General features: G+C 30.6%; 18 protein-coding genes. 2 read left to right on the forward strand and 16 right to left on the reverse strand.

The window, feature by feature from the left end; translation table 11 throughout:
• Nucleotides 1–76: 76 nt before the first annotated feature.
• The 10 genes from RSA29_RS15580 to RSA29_RS15625 form a co-directional block, all read right to left on the reverse strand.
• Nucleotides 77–1771, reverse strand: a complete 1695-nt coding sequence (locus RSA29_RS15580; RefSeq protein ID WP_346944113.1) for a glycoside hydrolase — start codon at nt 1769–1771, stop codon at nt 77–79.
• Entirely contained in the window at nt 1761–3629 is a 1869-nt protein-coding gene (locus RSA29_RS15585) for a glycosyltransferase (RefSeq protein WP_346944112.1), read from the reverse strand. The genes RSA29_RS15580 and RSA29_RS15585 overlap by 11 nt, the downstream gene beginning before the upstream one ends.
• Nucleotides 3630–3711: 82 nt before the next feature.
• On the reverse strand, nt 3712–6279 hold the full coding sequence (locus RSA29_RS15590) for a polysaccharide deacetylase family protein (protein ID WP_346944111.1): 2568 nt from the start codon (nt 6277–6279) through the stop codon (nt 3712–3714).
• Nucleotides 6280–6570: 291 nt separating this feature from the next.
• Nucleotides 6571–7299: an HAD-IB family hydrolase gene (locus RSA29_RS15595; protein WP_346944110.1), complete on the reverse strand. Its 729-nt coding sequence runs from the start codon at nt 7297–7299 to the stop codon at nt 6571–6573.
• Between the two features lie 24 nt (nt 7300–7323).
• A complete protein-coding gene (locus tag RSA29_RS15600; protein WP_346944109.1) occupies nt 7324–8106 on the reverse strand; it encodes a pseudouridine synthase in 783 nt (260 codons plus the stop codon).
• Nucleotides 8107–8251: 145 nt separating this feature from the next.
• A complete protein-coding gene (locus tag RSA29_RS15605; protein ID WP_346944108.1) occupies nt 8252–9301 on the reverse strand; it encodes an ABC transporter permease in 1050 nt (349 codons plus the stop codon).
• A complete protein-coding gene (locus tag RSA29_RS15610; protein ID WP_346944107.1) occupies nt 9301–10023 on the reverse strand; it encodes an ABC transporter ATP-binding protein in 723 nt (240 codons plus the stop codon). The genes RSA29_RS15605 and RSA29_RS15610 overlap by 1 nt, the downstream gene beginning before the upstream one ends.
• 97 nt (nt 10024–10120) lie before the next feature.
• Nucleotides 10121–10285: a hypothetical protein gene (locus tag RSA29_RS15615; protein ID WP_346944106.1), complete on the reverse strand. Its 165-nt coding sequence runs from the start codon at nt 10283–10285 to the stop codon at nt 10121–10123.
• Between the two features lie 50 nt (nt 10286–10335).
• The gene (locus RSA29_RS15620) at nt 10336–10614 is read right to left on the reverse strand and encodes a barstar family protein (RefSeq protein WP_346944105.1); all 279 of its coding nucleotides are present in this window, start codon (nt 10612–10614) and stop codon (nt 10336–10338) included.
• A gap of 14 nt (nt 10615–10628) precedes the next feature.
• Nucleotides 10629–11162, reverse strand: coding sequence for a ribonuclease domain-containing protein (locus tag RSA29_RS15625; protein WP_346944104.1), 534 nt, complete (start codon nt 11160–11162; stop codon nt 10629–10631).
• Between the two features lie 635 nt (nt 11163–11797).
• Here RSA29_RS15625 and RSA29_RS15630 point away from each other — a divergent pair.
• Complete coding sequence (locus tag RSA29_RS15630; protein ID WP_346944103.1) at nt 11798–11986, forward strand: hypothetical protein; 189 nt, start codon at nt 11798–11800, stop codon at nt 11984–11986.
• A gap of 129 nt (nt 11987–12115) precedes the next feature.
• Here RSA29_RS15630 and RSA29_RS15635 read toward each other — a convergent pair whose 3' ends face one another.
• Together RSA29_RS15635 and RSA29_RS15640 are read right to left on the reverse strand one after the other, a co-directional pair.
• Nucleotides 12116–12280 (reverse strand): hypothetical protein, encoded by a 165-nt coding sequence (locus RSA29_RS15635; RefSeq protein WP_346944102.1) that lies wholly within the window; start codon nt 12278–12280, stop codon nt 12116–12118.
• On the reverse strand, nt 12261–12422 hold the full coding sequence (locus RSA29_RS15640) for a hypothetical protein (RefSeq protein ID WP_346944101.1): 162 nt from the start codon (nt 12420–12422) through the stop codon (nt 12261–12263). Before RSA29_RS15640 ends, RSA29_RS15635 begins: the two co-directional genes overlap by 20 nt.
• 448 nt (nt 12423–12870) lie before the next feature.
• Here RSA29_RS15640 and RSA29_RS15645 point away from each other — a divergent pair, with 448 nt between their 5' ends.
• A complete protein-coding gene (locus tag RSA29_RS15645) occupies nt 12871–14610 on the forward strand; it encodes an ATP-binding cassette domain-containing protein (protein WP_346944100.1) in 1740 nt (579 codons plus the stop codon).
• A gap of 200 nt (nt 14611–14810) precedes the next feature.
• On the opposite strand, the gene RSA29_RS15650 is transcribed toward RSA29_RS15645, so the two are convergent.
• The 4 genes from RSA29_RS15650 to RSA29_RS15665 all read right to left on the reverse strand — a co-directional run bounded on the left by RSA29_RS15650 (nt 14811) and on the right by RSA29_RS15665 (nt 20450).
• Nucleotides 14811–16589, reverse strand: coding sequence for an ABC transporter ATP-binding protein (locus tag RSA29_RS15650; RefSeq protein WP_346944099.1), 1779 nt, complete (start codon nt 16587–16589; stop codon nt 14811–14813).
• 2 nt (nt 16590–16591) lie between these two features.
• On the reverse strand, nt 16592–18295 hold the full coding sequence (locus RSA29_RS15655) for an ABC transporter ATP-binding protein (protein WP_346944098.1): 1704 nt from the start codon (nt 18293–18295) through the stop codon (nt 16592–16594).
• Nucleotides 18296–18627: 332 nt separating this feature from the next.
• Nucleotides 18628–19038, reverse strand: a complete 411-nt coding sequence (locus RSA29_RS15660; protein ID WP_346944097.1) for a peptide deformylase — start codon at nt 19036–19038, stop codon at nt 18628–18630.
• A 239-nt stretch (nt 19039–19277) separates the two neighbouring features.
• Nucleotides 19278–20450 carry a M20 family metallopeptidase gene (locus tag RSA29_RS15665; RefSeq protein ID WP_346944096.1) on the reverse strand — a complete coding sequence of 391 codons (1173 nt, stop codon included), beginning with the start codon at nt 20448–20450 and terminating at the stop codon, nt 19278–19280.
• Between the last annotated feature and the right edge of the window lie 10 nt (nt 20451–20460).

The raw sequence follows: 20460 nt of genomic DNA on the forward strand, positions 1-20460 counted from the left end.
TTATTATTACAATTCCAAGCTATTATTAATATTTGTTAAAACCGCTATTAAAACTTTATAACATATAAGCTTTATCCTATAGATATTTAATAAACCAATCTACTGTTTTATTGAAGTAATTTTTAATAGAATATATCACCCTATCTATGCCATTTAGTGAATTATCATATAACTCATCATCGTTAATATCCGTTATCTTAAGCTCTTTAAATATACCATCGTAGACATCATCTGCAATTTTTCTTTCACTGTAACCATATTCTCCCCATGCAGACTCTAAATAAACGCTTCCCTCTAAATCATCCTTTATTTCCAAGTCTTTAACTATTATAGCTCCATCCACTTTTAACGTAATTTTATCACTGATTAATTTTATTTCAATATCTCTACTTCCTGAATCTTTAATATCAAATTCCTCTTCCTCTTTTCTATCACGATTCTCACTTAAATTCAAGGAAAATATCACATTTTTCTTCCCCTCTGAAATCTCAATAATATTTATTACATTATTCATAAGCTGAACACATATGCTACTGCTTTGATCTTCATTAGCTCTTAGATAAATAGCTTGAGAACCTATAACATTACCATTTAATTTTGTTGACACTTTAATATTCTTATAATTATTACTATCTAATAACTTAAGAATTCCCTTTCCTTCAGGTAGTGATGTTAAAATAATATCATTATCTTTATACTCTGCTTTTCCAGATACTTGTTGAAATTTACTTGCTTTCTTCTCATCTCCAACTATAAAATCAATATCACTCTTTGTGTCATCCCAAATTCTCATTAGTAAATGATTCGTTGACCAGTAGGCTTGTGGTTGAATTCTAGTTAAATCATAAATTGAACTCTCTCTAGAGTTTAATGAATAGCCTTCTCTATTAAAATTCATACTAAATGAATCTTTAATAAGTGCACCATTTATTTCACTCACCTTAGCGTTAGTACCAAATTGCCCTGTATTAGAATGCATTAATGCATATAATTTAGGTACTTCCCCAAGCTCCTCAGTATACACAGTAGATAAGGCCTCATAATCACTATTAATACGGGACCTCATCTCTTCATAGGATTCTATAGGAATGTTATACTCATCCCTAATATAATCCATTAAGTAATGATTATATTCTCTATCGATATTTGAAGATGTCTCAGCAAATTCTATAGGTGTTAATCTCCCTAGGTACTTTAATTTCTTATCAAATACATTTATATATTCCAGCCTATATCCATTTGTTCCCAACTCCCAATAAGATGTATCCACTAAATCTAGTAAATCGTCAGCTTTCAAAAATTTACTATCTTTCTTTTCAAATTTATTAGCATAAGTTAACATAGTTGCTTTCAAATTATATTTTTCAATGACTTTTTGTGCAAATATGGCTGTATCTCTTCTTCCATCCTCAAATAGCAAAAATAGCGATTTAGGTGGTAATGTTTTACCCTTCAAGTAATAATCCATAATATCCTTTTGTGTAATTGTTACATATCCATTATCCTTTAATGCTTTAAGCTGTTCCTCTAATCTTTCATCACTAATTAAAGTTTCACTTCCACTTCTGTCCACACCAAAATATGATAATGCAATAAATCCATTATCTTGATTATTAATTAACTCCGTGGAATCAAATTCCTCATATTCAGCAAATGAAAATAATGCCTTAATTACAATTATTAAAAGTATAATTAGAGTAATTCCTTCTAATGTTCCTCTTATTTTTTTTATTCTATCTTTCCTTTCAGGAGAAAAAGTACTATTCCTCATGCTTCTTTCCTCTCCTTTTCTTCAACTTATTCGCAGCAATTCTTTTCTCTTTTTTCTCTTTGGCTTCTATGTCACTAGGTGTCATTCTTGTACCCCATGTGGATTTCCAAAAGGTTACCCACGCAATAGGCATTTGCCATAATAACACTGCTTCATAATAAATACAAAATATCATACCAAAAATCCAAGTTGTGCTTTTTCTAAAAAACATTTGAGCAAAACTCATCATTAAAGACATCATAAGTACTCCTACTAGGAAGGTTGTTGGAAATACCTTATACATGATAGGAACATAAATTAAATTGTATGTAACAACTATTGGAGCCACAATTGGGACTATTACTCCAATATAAAACAATACCGCCATAAATGGCTCCTTCTTCCACATGAAGGTCCCCGTAATCATGGATTCCCTAAGCCAAGAACGCTTCCATCTCATTTGCTGTTTAAGAAATACTTTATAAGTATTAGGTACAACAGTGGAACATATTGCAGTATCTTGATAGCTTGTTCGATGACCCTTTAATACAAAATTTGTCATGGCACGATCATCTCCAAAGGTTGCTCTTTGTCCTAAGAATTTTTGATTTAACCATGAATCCATGTTATCCATAACAATTTCCTTTTTGTAACAAGCCAACGGCCCCGATAGACATGTAACTGCATCAAAATATGCTTCAGCTGCCTTCATAATCCTAAAAGCTATGTAATAACGTACAGATTGCATCTTAGTTAATACATTAGTATAGGTATTGGCCACATCAGTTCTTCCAGATACTCCCCCCATTTTAGGGTCTTTAAAGGGCTGAACTAAATTTCTTATAGCAAATGGATCTAAAAAGCTATCCGAATCAACGAATACAACTAAATCGTGTTTAGCTTCCTTAACCCCTCTGCTAAGAGCATCTCTTTTACCTAAATTTTCTTCTTGCACAAAATATTTTACTCTATTCTTTGCATCAAATCTTTTTGCCTCTTTACCTAGTTTTTCAACAGCCTCTTTAATTTTTTCTACTGATTTATCATCGGAACAATCATCAACTACTATAATTTCCAAATTATCAATAGGATAGTCTTGATTAATACAACTTATAATTGTTCTCTCAATCCATTCTTCCTCATTAAAGCAAGGAATAATAATTGTTACACCTGGTGTATAGTCAATGTCTATGGGTACAGGCTTATAGACCATTCCAAACAAATATCTGCTAAGTAAAAATACTGCTGCGATGATACTATATAAATATATCCACTTATTAAATTTAAAATAAATAATACTCTCTGCACGCATTAATATAATAAACAATGTAATAAATAATAAGAAGAAACTAGACATACCTAACATATATCTATCTTTCTTACCATTAGAATACTCTGATAGAGTTTGCTCAAATTGTATTCCACAGATTCTCTTACCATCTGGTAATATTGAGCTTCTAACAACCTCCCCCTTGATTTTCACCTTCATTTCATGCCCCTCAGGCATAGATCCAGGTAATATTTTAAACTCTAGCTTAATTTCCCTAGCATTACTTAGCATATTGACTTGTGATTCATTTTCTAATTCTAATAAAACCCCTGTAGTAGATATATCTGAAGATTTTACCATGAACTTATCTTTTCCCTTACTACTTCTACATATAACATTAATGTCAGTTTGCATTTCATATCTTATGCCTGCATTCCTACTAACTATAAATGCATTAGGATCGCCATCATGTTCATCTAATACCTGATGTCCTCTTCGATCAATATTATTCCTTACTTCTTCTTTATCTGGAACATTTGACAATAAACGTCTATCTCTACGAGGCCTTAAAAGAACATCATTGATTTTTTTATCTTTAGTTTTTTTCATATTCCTTTCATGTCCTTTCTCAATACTCGTCTTAAAGTCCTTGTTAAATTACCCGTTAAATACTTTGTTAAATTTCAAAGGATTATTTCTCTAGATACTCGCTTAACCTTGCAATTTTATATTTTTCTCCATATACTCCATTTTCATTATTAGTTAAGAATATATCCAAAGCTTCTGCGGTATAATAACTTTGATCATTCATGTGCATTACAATAATATTGCCTACACCTTTAATCAAATTCTTTTCTAAGGAATTAACTATTTCTTGTGAAGAACTACTTTCATAATCATGGGTAGATATATTTCCACTAATAGAGTATTTAAATCCACTTTCAAATACAGTTGCCAATCCTTCTCTTTTTATAAGTAAAGTTGGTGGTCTAAAATACGGTCTTAATGAATCTAAATCACCTATAACATTAGCCATGCCATCATAAGATTTAGTTAATGAAATTTTCAATTCTTCTTTACTAGAATCTAAAATTTCATGATTATAGTTGTGACTTCCAATATCATGACCATTAATTGCAATAGTCCTAAGTAAATTGGGATTAACATTAGATATTCCACTGTTTATATCACTATACTTTGATATTGCAAAAAAGCTTCCCTTTACTTTATGCTTCTCAAATATATCTAATATCTCATTAATAATAGGATCGCCACCCCAGTCATCAAATGTAAAGAAAATCACATTTTCACCCTTTGTATCAATAGTGCCACTTTTATCCATTACTAACTGCTCTTCCTCTGTTAAATCACTTAAATTTACGTTTTTATTACCAATATAATTGTTCTTCATTATTGATATAGCTTCTTCATAAGGTTTTCTAGTTAATGATTTAATATTATTTCCCTGAAAGCTATACCTACCTAAGTTATTATCTACTTCCATTGTGCTTTGTAATTCATTTAAAGTCACAACAGAGTAACCCAACGGTTTTTGAACTAAATCATAGGATTCGGATAACTTGTTATACCTATTAGCATGTCCATTTTTCACATAGTTTGTAGTAATCACTTCAATTATATTTGCCACAGTACTATTATCATGGAACAAATTCGTGTCCATTCTAAAATAAACAATTTCTCCCTTTCTTAATGACATATAAGTATTTATATTAAGATAATCAGCGACGATTTCTTCTGCATTCATATTTTCATACTTATGATTAATCGGTGATTTAGAATAAGTAACTAATTCATAATTTTTATTCTTATCCATACTATTTATTACAGATAACGCCTCTTGAACCTCTGCATCTACATACCCATATCCAGGCATATATGATTTTGTATTTATTCCTTCCTTCTTTAATAATTCATCTACTTCATATATTTCTTTGCAAATCTCTTCTGTAGATTTATCAAGTAAAGTTGAACTAGTTGTTATTCCTCCATTCGCAATTTCATGACCTGCTTTTAAAATCTTCTGAATTCTATCTGGATATTTCTTCATTTCATCCTTTGTAACAAAAAACGTTCCTTTAGCACTTACTTTCTCCATAGATAATAAAACTTCATCTAACACCACTTCGTTACTTAATCCTCTAAAAGTATATGACAAAGCTTCTTTTGTAGTATAAATTTCTGAAACTACAGGTGCAACCTTACCATTATTTTTTTCTATTAATCCCTTAAAATCCACTGAATCTATAGGTTTTTTATCCTGATTATTTATTTGTGAATCACCTTTTTCATTACCTTTATCTATATAAATTTCCTCTATATTTGATATATTATCAATTAGCATTGACCCACTTACTTTCGGCATATCCACTAATTCACTAATTTGTACAACCGATTTTTCTTGATTCTTTATAGCTTTCAATACCCATTCTACTATTTTTATAATAGTTATTTCTTCCTTTTGTTCCTTTGTAGGTTCATCTAAACTAGCTTGTTTACCTATAGTTGATTTTTCTTCTGCTTTTTCTATTTCATATTCAAAAGCATCAAGAACCCCGTCAAGTTTAATAGAAATAATAGTTCCATTATCTAATTTATCTACATAACCCTGGACCTGTTCATACTCTTTAAAACTTTGATAACTAAGATAGTTATTACTCTGAACTACATATTCATTACCTGATGCATAAGCAGCCCTTAAAACTTCATCAGTATATACAGTTGATTTGCATTTTAATAAAACTGGCTTCTCTTTAATTATAGTTTCTAATACTTTGTTAGCACGACAAAAGTCAGTAACTAATTCCTCCTGTGACAATCTTTCCATGTGTTTAGTCTCTGAAAGAGTTGCACTTCCTATTTCATGACCAGCTTTCTTAATTCCTTTTACAGTTGTGGTGTCCTCACCTGCCTCAATTGCAGGAATGAAGAAAGTTGCCTTTATTCCATTCTCATCTAACAATTCAATTATTCTTTTCATTGTAGCAGCGTCACTCATACCCTCAAAAGATAATGCCACTACCTCCGCTGAAGTTTCCACATTAGTTATAACCTCTGCCCTTTTATTGCTATTTAATAATTTTAATGAATTCTTTATTTCCTTTGATGCATCATATTTATTTTTTGTACCTTCACTCATACTTCTTGTGTCATTGTTGTTTATATACTTCCTATAGATAAAAATACCTGTGCATATAGTAACTATTAAAATTACAATTATGCTAATCCATTTTTTCTTCATAGATTTCATTCCCCATTTACTCTTAATTTATATTTTGCATTACTTTTCATTTTACTCCCATAAACGACTTCTTTCAACAATCAATTTTTACTATAAAAACATATTTTATTCATATTTTGTGTATAATTAAAACTTTTAATAAATATTTACATATATAAAGTCATTCTCAATTTAATATAGCTCTTTACTTTAAATTGCAACACTCTAAAACTCTATCGCAAATATATTTAATAAATAATCACCATAAAAAAATCCCCCAAATTTACTCTGGGGGAAAATCAAGATAATTATTTATAATAGTTCTAAATTATTAATATCTAATTTATATGTAACATCTTTTCTTTCTACGATTACATTTATTTTTCTCTTCACATCTTCATCTTCTATTATTTTTGAAATTAATTCTCTAGTTGGATTTATCGCATAAGGAATTCCTACTGATTTAAACATAGTTAAATCTCCAGAGGTATCTCCATATGCATAACTCTTACTTAAATCTATTTCATATTTTACTTTTAATTCCATCAAAGCATTTTCTTTACTAACCGAATCCCACATTGGAACAATTCCACCTGTATATTTATCATGTTCATCAGCCTCATAAATAGTACCTCTAAAATCATCCATTTCATATTTATTAGCCATTTCACGAACAAGCTCTATGGGAGACCCAGAAATTGCAATAACAACATGACCTTGATCTTTATGCCACTTGATTCTTTCCCTTGAAAATGTATATACCCTATCACCCTTTTGATTAATAACTTGCCTAGCTATATGTTCTATATGGACTTTACTTAACCCTTTTGTGGCTTCAACATAAACATCAATCATTTTAAGTAAATATGTATCATAGTCACCTTGTCTTATGTCCCATTTTGAAAAGGCTGGTCTAACTTCGTTATACCACTTATTTTCTTCTACCAATTCATATTTTATAATTTTTTTGAAAACTTCTGTTATTAATCCTTCTCGATATATAGTTCCATCAATATCAAAAAATGCCGCAATTTTTTTCATAAAAACACCTCTCTCCTTATATTGTTACTTTAATAGTAGCTTCTCAACCTCACTTTCTGTTAATCTTCGATATTGCCCTTTTCCAAGAGTTTCATCTACTACTAACCCTCCAATGGAGATTCGCTTTAAATATATTACATAACAGCCTACTGCTTTTAGCATACGCTTTACTTGATGCTTACGTCCCTCTGAAATTGTAAGATATCCTGATACAATAGGCTGATTATAACAATTTGTCTCTATATTATAATACTTTCTAATATCCATTTCTTCTTCGAATTCTTCATAGAGTCCAGATTTTAACACTTCTATTTTTGCTGGTTTTGTTAATGGTTCACCATCCCCGATTGAAACCCCTTGCTCTAACTTCTTTCTATCTGCACTATCCAACGTGCCTAATGCTATGAAAAAATAGGTTTTTTCTACATGTTTTTCAGGGCACATTAACCTATGATTAAATTCACCATCATTTGTGAATAGTAATAAACCTTCAGTATCCTTGTCTAATCTTCCAACATGAAAAACCCCATCCATATTAACTTCTTGAAAATAGTCAAATACCGTTTTGTTAACCTGATCCCTTCTTGCAGTGATACACCCCTCTGGTTTATGAAACATATAATATACTTTCCCCCTATGGACAACAACTTTATTACAATACTCAATAACATCAGCATCTTCTTTAATGTCCATCGCAGGCTCTGTTACAACCTTCCCACCAACCTTTACCAGCCCATCTGTAATATATGTTCTAACACTCTTCCTAGTTCCAATTGTGGATTCTGCTAAAAACTTATCTAACCTCATTAGTTCCTCACTTCTGTTCATTCCAAAATTTATTTCTAGTCATAACTTTAAATAATTATAATCTCTTCTAACTAATTTAATCCTTCGCCCTTGGTATAAATTTTATTATGAACCTTTTTTTCAATCATCTATTTTAATATTGTAATTATAACTTACGATACTTCTTTAAAGCAAATATATTTAAAACAATGAATACTAATGCAAAAATAGTCAGTATTAATAGATTTCCTTTAATATCACTAAATCCTAACCCCTTATACATTACATCCTTTAATGAATTTGCACCGTAGTATAAAGGCATTATCTTTCCTATTGATTGCAACCATGAAGCCATGTTATCTATAGGGAAAATACCTGAAAAGAATATTTGTGGAACTACTACTAGAGGTATGAACTGAATCATTTGAAACTCTGAGGCAGCAAATGTTGATAACAAAATCCCCAGTGATAATGCAACTAGAGCTAATAATAAATTTATTAATAACACAGTCCATATAGATCCTACTATTACAATATCTAAAATATTTATAGAATAAACTACAATTACAACAGTTTGAATTACAGCAAATATCCCATATCCAACTAAATACCCTGTTATAACTTCCCATCTACGAATAGGTGTGGACATTAATTTTTCTAAAGTCCCTGTAGTTCTTTCTCTTAAAAGACCTATTCCTGATATAAGGAATACAAAAAAGAATACAAAGAACCCAACTAGTATTGGATTTAATATATCAAATATACTGGTATCACCATTTCCATAAATATAAGTTGTAGCTACAGTGGGAACATTAAAATTAACTTTTAGAGTTGCTAATTCTGCTTTTTTAATTTGTTCTCCAATAGCTTGATTTACTTTCATCTGCAATGTTTTAGACATACCTACATCACTATTTTCTAAAGTTAATTTGAAATTTTCACCATCCATTTCTAGAATTCCATGGAGTTTATCATCTACAATTATATCATTTGTTACTTCCTCATAATTTATTACATTAATATCTAAGCTCTCCAACGATGCTACTATATTTCCATCAACATTAACCACACCAAGGTTTGGGTAACTTGTATTACCATTAAAGATAAAGTACATAAGGGTTAATACTAATAGTGGGGCAACTAACAACAGTGCTAGGGTTCTCTTATCTCTTAACATTTGCATAGATATTCTCTTGATTAATGCTACTACCCTCATTATTTATTACCCCCTGCTTTTAGGAATACATCCTCTAACTTTTCAACTTTATATTCCCTCATTAATTCCTTTGGTGAACCACTAGTTATAATTCGTCCTTCTCTAACCATGGCAAGATAATCACACTTTTCTGCCTCATCCATAACATGAGTTGTAATTATAATAGTTTTATTTTCTTCATCTCTAAGACGTATTAATTCATTCCATATTGACAATCTTAATTCCGGATCAATACCAACTGTAGGCTCGTCCAATATTAATATCTTAGGATTTTGTATTAAAGCCACCGCTAAGGATAACCTACGCTTCATTCCTCCTGAATATGCAGATACTCTCTTCTTAAGCTCACCTGTCAACTTTACAAGTTCTGCCGAATAAGCTATACGTTCCTTTTGCTGTGTTTTATTTAACTTAAATAAAGATGCAAAAAACTTAAGATTTTCTTCCCCTGTTAACTCACCATATAAAGAATCTGCTTGAGCCATATACCCAATATCCTGTAATATATCTAAATTAGGCATATTCACCCCTAACACTTCTATTATACCTGAATCAGCTCCTTCCATTCCAACTATGATTTTAACAATAGTTGTTTTACCAGCTCCTGAGGGACCTATAAGTCCGTAAATCTGACCTTGTGAAATATTCAAATTCACACCATTTAATACCACGGACTTACCATAACTCTTACTAATATTATTTAATTGTATAACCCCATCCATACTTATAAATACCCCCTAAAAAAATGAGCAACCACTATTTAAATTTTAGTGGTTACTCATCAATTATATAAATCCATTTTAATCCAGTCAAGCCACTTCATAAATTTATAGATATACTAATACAGTTTACCTGACCTTTTTTATAATTTGAATATTTTAGCACCGCTCTAAGGTTTTCAATTTCAAACCCTTCAATAATGTTTTTTATATCCTTTAGCTTAGTGTTTTTATCAACATTATCCTCTTCCCATAGTGATAACAAACACTACTTAGAAATAAATCCCAAGTAGTGTTTATTATATAATTCTCTTATTAATTATTAACTTCTAATATAAAATCATCATTCAAATAATTTGAAGCTTCTTGTAATGTATTTAATAGAGCATTACAATATTCACCTAAGTATTTTTTACTTTCATCAAAATTATTCCAAGTAATTTTTATTGGAACTTCAATTTCTGTAGTTAAACAATCCCAAAGAGCATCTAAATTTTCTCCATAATAAGAAGGCAATTCCAAAGTTTCCTTCAGAATTTTATGCACCATCTCTTTTGTAGTAAAATCATTTCCATTAAGGATAAAACTTTTCATATGGATACCTCCAGTTAATAATACTGTTTAAAGGTTTTGTAATGGTCGGAGGTTCCATAGATTAATCCATCATTTGAAAATACTATTCTGTCCCCACCTCTAGATCCACCATTATAATTTATATCACACTCTGTCCATTTTCTACCAGACTTTGAAGGTAATGTTCCTTCATGATTACCAAAATAATCTCCACCAATACTTTTGTCTGGGGCATACTTCCATAAGTCTTCACCAGGATTCCAACCAAGTTTTTTAGCCTCATCCTTTGTTATGAAATTATTTGGAAGTGCATTATTTTTATGTATATAATCTGCTACACCTTGAAAATCATTGATAATTGACTCCTTTGATGAGTCAGGTTTCTTTTTATCACTGGTTGCTACTGCATCTTTTTCCGATACATCTTCTTTTCCAGTTAAAGTATTACTCCCAATTACAGTATCATTAGAAAAATAATCTAAAACTTCTGGGGATACTACTCCAAATACACTACCTAAAATTAGTAATGAAACTAAAATTATGGAAAACTTATTTTTAAATTTCTTCATATATCTATCACCTCATAATAATCCATTATATCAAAAAAAGTTCCTTTGCATCTATGGTAAAGTATTCCAAAGGAAGAGGCTATCTTAATTTAAATATGTTTTATCACAATATTAAAAGTATACTTTCAACATTAAAATAAAACATAAATCAATAATTTTAAGACAGCCTCTTTAAAATAAGACGACACTTTTATATTAGTTCCTATATTAGTTCCTATTTTCTTATTTAGACATAATATATTCTTTTCTCTAAATTATATTTTCCTATTTATTTTTATGCCTAAAAGTTTTTATTGCATTTATAAATGGAGCTCCATCAAACAATATTATCACAAGCATTAGAACAAATAACATCCATAATACTTCAACTCATAGATTTCATGAAATTATTTCCTTAAATTTTTAATATCATTATTATATACGATATATATTATGTAGATAGTACTCCCAAATAAAAATATGACTTTATGCATAAATAGCCCTATATTTAGTTATAATTTATATATTTCACAATAAGGTTATTTACAATAAATAGTAGTATAATGTAATTACTTTAAATATGAGCTTAATTTTTAACTAGTTTTGTTTTCACATTATTTTAAACCGTTATCTTATAGAAAATAGGAGGGATTTTAATGTATGGTTTTAATATAAATGGATTCCAAAAATTTAAAGAGGCAGAAGCTAATGAATCTAATAGTAATATAAATAAAAATAGAAATAGAACTATGAATGGTAACTGGAAAATTAGCGACAGTTTAAAAGTCACTATTATCTCCGGAATTGTAATTATAGTTGGTATCTTTCTTTTAAGATTATTATAAGTATAGCTATCTATAATATAATTTTAACTTTATTAAGTCATATACTATTAATTTAATTTATAAATCCTTTTAATCTAATGTGAAAACAGTGAACCTGCAATATTTTAGCATTGCAGGTTCTTAAAATTTTTATATTTTTATCTTATCTATTTTCTTTACTAATGATTCATATTCATTATACAGCCCATCCTCTATTTTTGGTCTTTCAAAATCTAGGTATTTTATCATTTTTGATGGATTATTAAGCATATTCTTTAATAAATGTATTATGCTTTTATATTTGAAATGCTCCATCTATATCATCAGCCTCACTTGCATTCTTTGGTGTAAACGCACCTAAATTTATAACCGTACCAACCTGAGTTAGTTTGCTATTTAATAGCTTCTCCTCAGTATAAGTGTAATTTTCATGATTTATGTTTATACAGTTTCTCATTTATCTGGGCGTTAATGAATAGCAAACACTATGATTATATTCTACATTTTCATTTATCATACAAATTAAATTTTTATCTACAAAGCCGTTAGTACCAGTCATAAGTAAATTCATTCTCTATAAGGGTATACTCTACTTCACAGGCTTCAAATAATTCAGAAAAATCATGGGTAGAATAATCAATTACATATCCATAACACGCCCCGCTAAAATACTCATCTGCTTTAATTATATGGCTACTTTATCTGTGAAACTTACTCAATTATCTTTGATATATGAATTATATTATCATCATTGAAAGAAGTCGTAAAAAATGTTATACTGCTAACAGTAAATTCAAAAGAATATCTTTGCCCTATAACAATCTATTATAGATTAGGATTGGGGAAATAATATACCGAAGAGCTTAAATATAAGCTCTTTTTTAATAATAAAGCGAGGTAATAATATGATAAAAGTTGATAACTTATCCTATTCATTCCCACAAAAGGACCTATATAATGAAATTTCATTTACATTAGAAGATGGTCAGCACTGTGCTTTTATAGGCATAAGTGGTAGTGGAAAAAGTACACTTATAGATTTAATTTTAGATCCAGAAAGATATATGTTCGATGGAAAGTTAGAGATAACTCCTGGTTGCAAAACTGGGTATGTAAGTCAGTTCTCCGATGCAAATAAAACAAAAGAAATTACGGTATTCGAATATATAGGTGGAGATTGCATTAGACTCCAAAAGGAATTAGCAGCAATTTGTACTGAAATGGAAACGTCCTCTGATATTGATTCCTTACTAGAAAAGTATCAAGAAACCTTAGATGCTTTTGATTCACTTGGTGGTAATGACTTCGAAAGCATCGTTAATAAGAAATTAAATTTAGCAAACCTAATGAAGCATAAAGATCTAATGGTATCTCAGCTTAGTGGTGGAGAATTTAAACTTATCCAAGTTATTAAGGAAATGCTTAGTAACCCAGACTTACTGATTATGGATGAACCTGATGTGTTTTTAGATTTTGAAAACCTTAATGCCCTTAAAAATCTAATTAATTCTCACAATAGAACATTACTAGTTATTACACATAATAGATATCTACTTAATCATTGTTTTAATAAAATTATTCACCTTGAAAATATGGAGCTACAAGAGTTTGATGGTAGCTATATTGACTATAACTTCTCACTACTTGAAAGCAAAATTGAGTTACAAGAGCTAGCTACTGCTGATGCTGAAGAAATTGAGAGAAATCAAATTCTAGTTAATAAACTAAGAGTTATGGCTACAGATCATGATGAAGCTTCTAAAGGTAAAAAACTAAAGGCTAGAGTTAAAATTCAAGAACGATTGGAAGCACGCAAAATTAAAGCACCCTTTGTAACTATTAAGCAACCTGATATCCATTTAGTTACCTATAATGAAATCGAAGAAACCATTGCATTAAAAGTCACCGATTACAATGTTGCCTTTGATGATATTCTCCTTGAAAATGTTAACTTTGAGATTAAATCTAATGATAAAGTGGCAATCATCGGTTCAAATGGTACTGGAAAAACCACCTTGCTTAGAGATATCTTTAAGAACACTAATGATTCTATTGAAATAAATGAAGATATTACAATGGCTTATTTATCTCAACTTCAAGGCGAAATGCTAAATGAATCTAATACAATACTCCAAGAATTCTTCGATGCTGGACTTAGAACTTCTCATGAGATTACATCTTACCTTTCAAAGTATGGTTTTGATGAAGAAATCCTTAATCAAAAAATATCATCTTTATCTGGTGGAGAAAAAAATATACTTCAATTAGCTAAAGTTTCTACCACTAAAGCAAATATGTTGCTTCTTGATGAGCCAACAAGTCATTTAGATACATATTCACAATTAGCTCTTGAAAAAGCCATAGAAAACTATAATGGTGCTATCCTCATGATTTCTCATGATTTCTATTCTATAGTAAATTGTATGGATTATGTTTTAATAATTGAAGATAAGACCATTAGGAAAATGCGTATGAGAACATTTAGAAAGATGATTTATGCTAATCATTTTGATAAAGACTACTTAGAACTTGAGCAAAAGAAAAAATTAGTCGAAACAAAAATAGAATTAGCTTTAAAAAATAATGATTTTGAGCTTGCCAAGGTTTTATCGGAAGATTTAAAATCACTAATTAAATTATTTTAAATGGCATATTCTTAAGCAGAATACGCCAACCGCATTAAATTCATATTAGGTTATAAAATAAAAAGTACCCAGTAAAGCAGGCAATTATAGTTGTCTACTCTATTTGGTACTTTTTATTTTTTTGACCTATAATACTATTATCTATTGCTTAATATCACATGATCTTTACTACTCTCTAAGAATATATCTACATAAATTATTTATTCAAACTGTGAGTAATACATCTGATTATAGAATCCCTTTTGTCCAAGTAGGTCCTTGTGATTTCCTTGCTCAACTATATTACCATCCTTAACTACTAGGATGTGATCAGCACTTTTTATTGTTGATAATCTATGTGCTATGATGAAACAGGTTTTATCCTTCATGAGATTTCTCATGGCTTGTTGAATTTGAATTTCTGTTCTAGTGTCAACGTTTGAGGTTGCCTCATCTAGAATCAGAATTTTTGCATCTAAAAGCATTGCTCTTGCTATTGTTAGAAGCTGCTTCTGCCCTTTAGAAATATTAGTTCCGTCATCAGTAAGAATAGTATCATACCCCTGTGGAAGTCTCTTGATATATGAGTGGATTTTTGCAGCTTTTGCTGCCTCTATAACCTCTTCCATTGTTGCATTTTCATTTCCATATGATATATTTTCAAAGATACTTCCTTCAAAAAGCCATGTATCTTGAAGAACCATTGCATAGGCTTTTCTAAGACTTGCTCTAGTTACATTCTTAACATCATTTCCATCAACTTTAACGCATCCTTCACTTACATCATAAAAACGCATCAATAGATTAATTAAAGTAGTTTTACCAGCACCTGTGGGTCCTACGATTGCTACCATGCTTCCTTCTGGTGCATCCATTGTAAGATTTTTAAGAATTAACTTATCCTTAGAGTACCCAAATGAAATATTCTCTACTTTTACATTTCCCTCTACATTATCAAGTAACTTTGCATCTGCCTTATCTGCCTCTTCTGAAAATTCGTCCATAAGGTTGAAAATTCTTTCCGCTGCTGCTAGTGAAGATTGAAATTCACCCACTATATTAGCCGCTTCGTTGATTGGCCCTGAAAACTTTCTTGAATATAGTACAAAGGATGAAATATTCCCTAAAGTCATTTGCCCAAATAAATACATAAGAGCTCCGAACATACTTATAAGGGTTAAAGATAAATTGTTCATAAAGTTAACTGATGGTCCAACCATGGAACCATAATAATCAGAACGATAGTATGCATTTACTGCCTCTTCATTCTTTACAGCAAACTTTTTCTTAGTATTTCCCTCCTGGTGATATGCCTTAATAGTTTTTTGACCTGATACAAACTCCTCCACCATTCCATTTAGTTCTCCTAGCTTTCTTGAACGTCCACGGAACATTGGTCTAGTAATCATGGTTATTTTCTTTGTCATTACAATTGAAATAGGCACTGTTATTACAAATACTAATACCAGTCTTTTAGATATCATAACCATTGATATAAAAGATACTACTACTGTAATTACACTGGAGCATATTGCAACTAAATCCGATGTTAAAGTTGAATTTAGCGTATCTACATCATAGGAAATTTTACTAAGAATATCTCCCGTTGCATGGGTATCAAAATATCCAACTGGAAGAGATAATAGCCTGTCAAATAAGTCTTTTCTAAGTCTAAATGATATTCGTTTACTTATTTCAAGCATAATTATAGCTAGAATGTAGGCTAAGATTGCTGATGCAACATAAAATGCAATCATAAGTCCACAATAAAAATATACCTTGGAAAACTCTACTGCACCCTTACCCAAACTTATATTATCTATTGCATAACCTGAAATCATTGGTCCAACTAAGGCGAACATATTCGAGCCTATAGATAGTAGGACTGCAACAATCATTAACGCTTTATATTCAAATAGATAGGACATTACTCTCTTTAATGTATGTTTCTTGTTTTTTTTCGTAGAGGCCTGTTGTCCTCCTTCACCTTTAGTCATCATAATTATTCCCCCATCTGTGATTTACTAATTTCATTATATATATCACAGGTTTCTACAAGCTCATTATGGGTCCCATAACCAACAATACATCCATCTTCTAGAACACAAATATGGTCTGCCTGCATGATGGAACTAATTCTCTGAGCAATCATTATTGTGGTTGTCCCCTTAAAGTGATCTCTAAGATTTTTTCTTAGTGCTGCATCTGTCTTATAATCTAAAGCACTTGATGAGTCATCCAGAATTAAAATTTCCGGATGTGCTGCAAGAGCCCTTGAAATTAACATTCTCTGCTTCTGACCGCCACTTAAATCTGCTCCTCTAACAGCTACCTTTGTTCCAAAACCATCACCCTTACCATTTATAAAATCTGTAGCCATGGCATAACCTGCAGCATTTTTAATACCCTCTTCATCTATCTCTCTTCCAAATCGAATATTCTCAGCAATTGTTTCTGTACTAATAAAATCATTTTGGAATACAACCCCGAATTTTTCCCTTAAAATCTTAGTATCAATAGAACGAATATCTTCACCGTTAATATATATAGCTCCACTACCTACGTCATAAAATCTCATCAATAGCTTAATTAAAGTCGATTTACCTGCACCTGTAGAGCCAATAATTCCAAGGGTTTCACCTTTCTTAATTGCAAAATTAATATCACACACATTCTCTTCTTTATTGTTATAAGAGAAGGATACTCCTTTAAATTCAATGGCATACTCCTTGTCCCCTAATGGCTTATCTTCAATTAATAGCTCCAGTGGTGCATTTAACACCTCTGTAATACGTCTTGCTGAAGCACTGGCCTTTGAATAGTTGGTAAAAAATCTTGAAATAAATAAAAGTGCATTTAAAATAAGGGTTACATAAGTTAAAAATGCAATTATTGTTCCTGGCTTAATTGCCCCACTATTTACTCTGTAGGCTCCAGCCAAAATAACAAGTACTGTTCCAACATTAAGACATAAACTCATCACAGGATTTAGAACTGACATTACCATACCAGCCTTCTTTTCCTCATCAACAGTAGCCTTAATTTTTTCACCAAACTTACTTTTCTCGTAATCTTCCTTTGATAAAGCCTTAATTATACGAATCCCTGTTACATCTTCACGAAGAACCCTTACAAAGTCATCTGTCCTTTTTTGAACCTCTGTATATAATGGCACTCCAACCTTTGAAACATACATAATAGCAAGGAATATAATAGGCATAACAGCTATCATTACAAGGGTTAACACTGGGTCTAAGGTAAGAGTTATTATAATTCCACCAATAAGTATAATTGGAGCTCTAACTCCTAACCTCTGCATCATACCTATGATTTGATGAATATTATAGGTATCACTTGTAGCTCTAGAAATAAGAGATGATAAAGTAAATTTATCCACTTGACTGTCCGAAAGACTAATCATCTTAGAAAACAAATCATTTCTTACTCTTTCAGTAGTATCTCTAGCCACCTTAGCTGCCATCTGATTAGCTATAATGTTAAAAGTAACTGCAACAACAGCACATAGAAACATAATACCTCCCCACACAATAATTAAGTTAACTTCTTTTAATGGAATAACATCATCAATAATATGAGATAAAATCCAAGGAAGTGCCAGTTCCACAATAGTTCCTGTAAACTTTATAGAAAGACCAAAAATCATTCCCCATTTATAGGGTTTTAAATACTTAAATATCTGTTTCATATATCATCCACCTACATAATTAATTTATTATAATATGTTGCACAAAATCATTTTTAAAATATATTTATATTATCGTCCTTAACTATTTTAAAAATATATTTCGTTACACTAAATATTATATACTAATTTTGCATTAAAATCCATACTCATCAAATATTGTAATAATAATTTTATTAATTTAATTATCTATTCTTAATCACACTAAACCAACCACATTAAATTCAGATTACATCATAAAATAAAATATATTTGGGTAAAAAATAGATTTTCTTAAAAATCTAAACTAAAAAATGCACCTACACACCAAGCTATAGGTACATCTATTATTATCATTAAATTATTATGCCATCACAATGATCAACTTCATGCTGAATAATCTGTGCAGTAAATCCAGTAAAAATCTGTTTTTGCTTCTTGAAATTTCTATCAAGATACTCCACCTCTATTGTTTCATATCTCATGGTTTTTCTAAAACCTGTTAAAGATAAGCAACTTTCTTCTGTGTCATAACTTTTTTCCTTCTTTAGTATAACCGGATTTACCATAGGAATTATAAGTTCCCCCATACTAAATACTATTATACGTTTTTTAACTCCTATCATATTGGCAGCCATTCCAACGCAATGCTGTAAATTTGCCTTTAAAGTATCCATCAAATCATCTATAACTTCTATATCATCCTTTGTTGCTATTTCTGATTTCTGCCCTAAGAATAATATATTCTTCATAACTGGTCTTATCATCTTTATTCCAACCCTTCTCATTTTTTTATTTATATATGTAGACTCTCGTAAATATACCAAATATTATCTACGGGTACCTTATTACGAGAAAACACTTCAAACTACATCTATGATTTATTATAACCTATAGAAAACTATTAACATATACAAAATAATTCCCACAAATCAAAATCCCTCAAACTACAGTCTGAGGGAATCTCTAAACACATATCAATAATTGAGGCTATTTATGATGCTATTTATGCTAAACTCATTTTAGACTTTGTATCCTTAAATTCTTGCTTTACTTCAAGAAGTATCCTAGGGTTATCAATTAAGTCAACGGCAGTTCCTGCTAATATTTTAGCTGCGTTTATCACTGCTTCATGTCCTCTTTTTGTTTTACCGTCATCTAAAAATTCTTGTGAGTGAGATGAAGCATTTTCATCTACGAAAGAAATTCTTATACATGATCCAGGTATAAGATACATTACATTACCAAAATCTGAAGATCCAGTTTTTTCTCTAGCAGATTTAATATTAGGCGCATTTACAATCTTTGCGTTATTCATAACTACATCATTTAAGCAATATACTGGCACTTTACTATCCAAATCTTTCTCTCTTACAATCTCATAAGTAGTTCCTGTCATTAGCGCAGCACCCTTCACAATATCTTCAAATCGTGCTATTACAGACTTTAAATATGAGGAATTATAAGATCTCAGACTGAAGGAACCAGAAGCCATTTTAGGTACTACATTATTAGGACCCCCTGCATCAACTACTGTATAATGCATTTTTGTATCTTCTAAAACGTGTTCCCTTAAAAATTCAACTGCTTGGAAAGTTAATAACAATGCATCTAATGCACTTCTTCCTTGCTCTGGCTTTAAAGCAGCATGAGCACTCTTCCCATGATAAATTACTTTGATGCTGCTAGCTGCTAAGGATTTAACATCTACTTGAGTAGCTGGCCCTCCATGCATCATAAGTGCAACATCTAACTCTTTAAGATAGCCATCTTTTATCATCTTTATTTTGCCGCCGCCACCTTCTTCTGCTGGAGTTCCATAAACAGTTAATTTATATGGTTTGTCTTTATACTGTTCTTTTATTGCCAATGCAGCCCCAATAATTGCAGGTCCCTGCATATGATGTCCGCAGCCATGTCCCATTGGTAATGCATCATATTCACATAAGAGTCCTATATTAGGTCCTTCTATTCCATTTTCATAAACTGCTTTAAATGCTGTATCAAGGCTTCCTAAACCTAATTCAACATTAAAGCCTTGTTCCTTTAAATAATCTGTAAGCAATTTACTAGCTTTGTATTCCTTAAATGCAAGCTCTGGATTATCAAAAATATAATCAGCCATTGCTATTAAATTACTACTTCTATCATCTAGATTTTTAAATAAGATCTCTTTCAATTCTATCTCT

Source organism: Clostridium sp. (assembly GCF_036660475.1).
In the GTDB taxonomy this organism is placed as follows: Bacteria; Bacillota; Clostridia; order Clostridiales; family Clostridiaceae; genus Clostridium_J.

Bases quoted from the DNA above. Each gene is read 5' to 3' on its own strand.
- RSA29_RS15595 (WP_346944110.1), bottom strand. From the start codon at position 7,299: ATGAAAAAAATTGCGGCATTTTTTGATATTGATGGAACTATATATCGA.
- RSA29_RS15605 (WP_346944108.1), bottom strand. From the start codon at position 9,301: ATGAGGGTAGTAGCATTAATCAAGAGAATATCTATGCAAATGTTAAGA.
- RSA29_RS15610 (WP_346944107.1), bottom strand. From the start codon at position 10,023: ATGGATGGGGTTATACAATTAAATAATATTAGTAAGAGTTATGGTAAG.
- RSA29_RS15640 (WP_346944101.1), bottom strand. From the start codon at position 12,422: ATGAGAAACTGTATAAACATAAATCATGAAAATTACACTTATACTGAG.
- RSA29_RS15660 (WP_346944097.1), bottom strand. From the start codon at position 19,038: ATGATAAGACCAGTTATGAAGAATATATTATTCTTAGGGCAGAAATCA.
- RSA29_RS15650 (WP_346944099.1), bottom strand. From the start codon at position 16,589: ATGATGACTAAAGGTGAAGGAGGACAACAGGCCTCTACGAAAAAAAAC.
- RSA29_RS15585 (WP_346944112.1), bottom strand. From the start codon at position 3,629: ATGAAAAAAACTAAAGATAAAAAAATCAATGATGTTCTTTTAAGGCCT.
- RSA29_RS15630 (WP_346944103.1), top strand. From the start codon at position 11,798: ATGTATGGTTTTAATATAAATGGATTCCAAAAATTTAAAGAGGCAGAA.
- RSA29_RS15620 (WP_346944105.1), bottom strand. From the start codon at position 10,614: ATGAAAAGTTTTATCCTTAATGGAAATGATTTTACTACAAAAGAGATG.
- RSA29_RS15580 (WP_346944113.1), bottom strand. From the start codon at position 1,771: ATGAGGAATAGTACTTTTTCTCCTGAAAGGAAAGATAGAATAAAAAAA.
- RSA29_RS15625 (WP_346944104.1), bottom strand. From the start codon at position 11,162: ATGAAGAAATTTAAAAATAAGTTTTCCATAATTTTAGTTTCATTACTA.
- RSA29_RS15590 (WP_346944111.1), bottom strand. From the start codon at position 6,279: ATGAAGAAAAAATGGATTAGCATAATTGTAATTTTAATAGTTACTATA.
- RSA29_RS15600 (WP_346944109.1), bottom strand. From the start codon at position 8,106: ATGAGGTTAGATAAGTTTTTAGCAGAATCCACAATTGGAACTAGGAAG.
- RSA29_RS15655 (WP_346944098.1), bottom strand. From the start codon at position 18,295: ATGAAACAGATATTTAAGTATTTAAAACCCTATAAATGGGGAATGATT.
- RSA29_RS15635 (WP_346944102.1), bottom strand. From the start codon at position 12,280: ATGGAGCATTTCAAATATAAAAGCATAATACATTTATTAAAGAATATG.
- RSA29_RS15645 (WP_346944100.1), top strand. From the start codon at position 12,871: ATGATAAAAGTTGATAACTTATCCTATTCATTCCCACAAAAGGACCTA.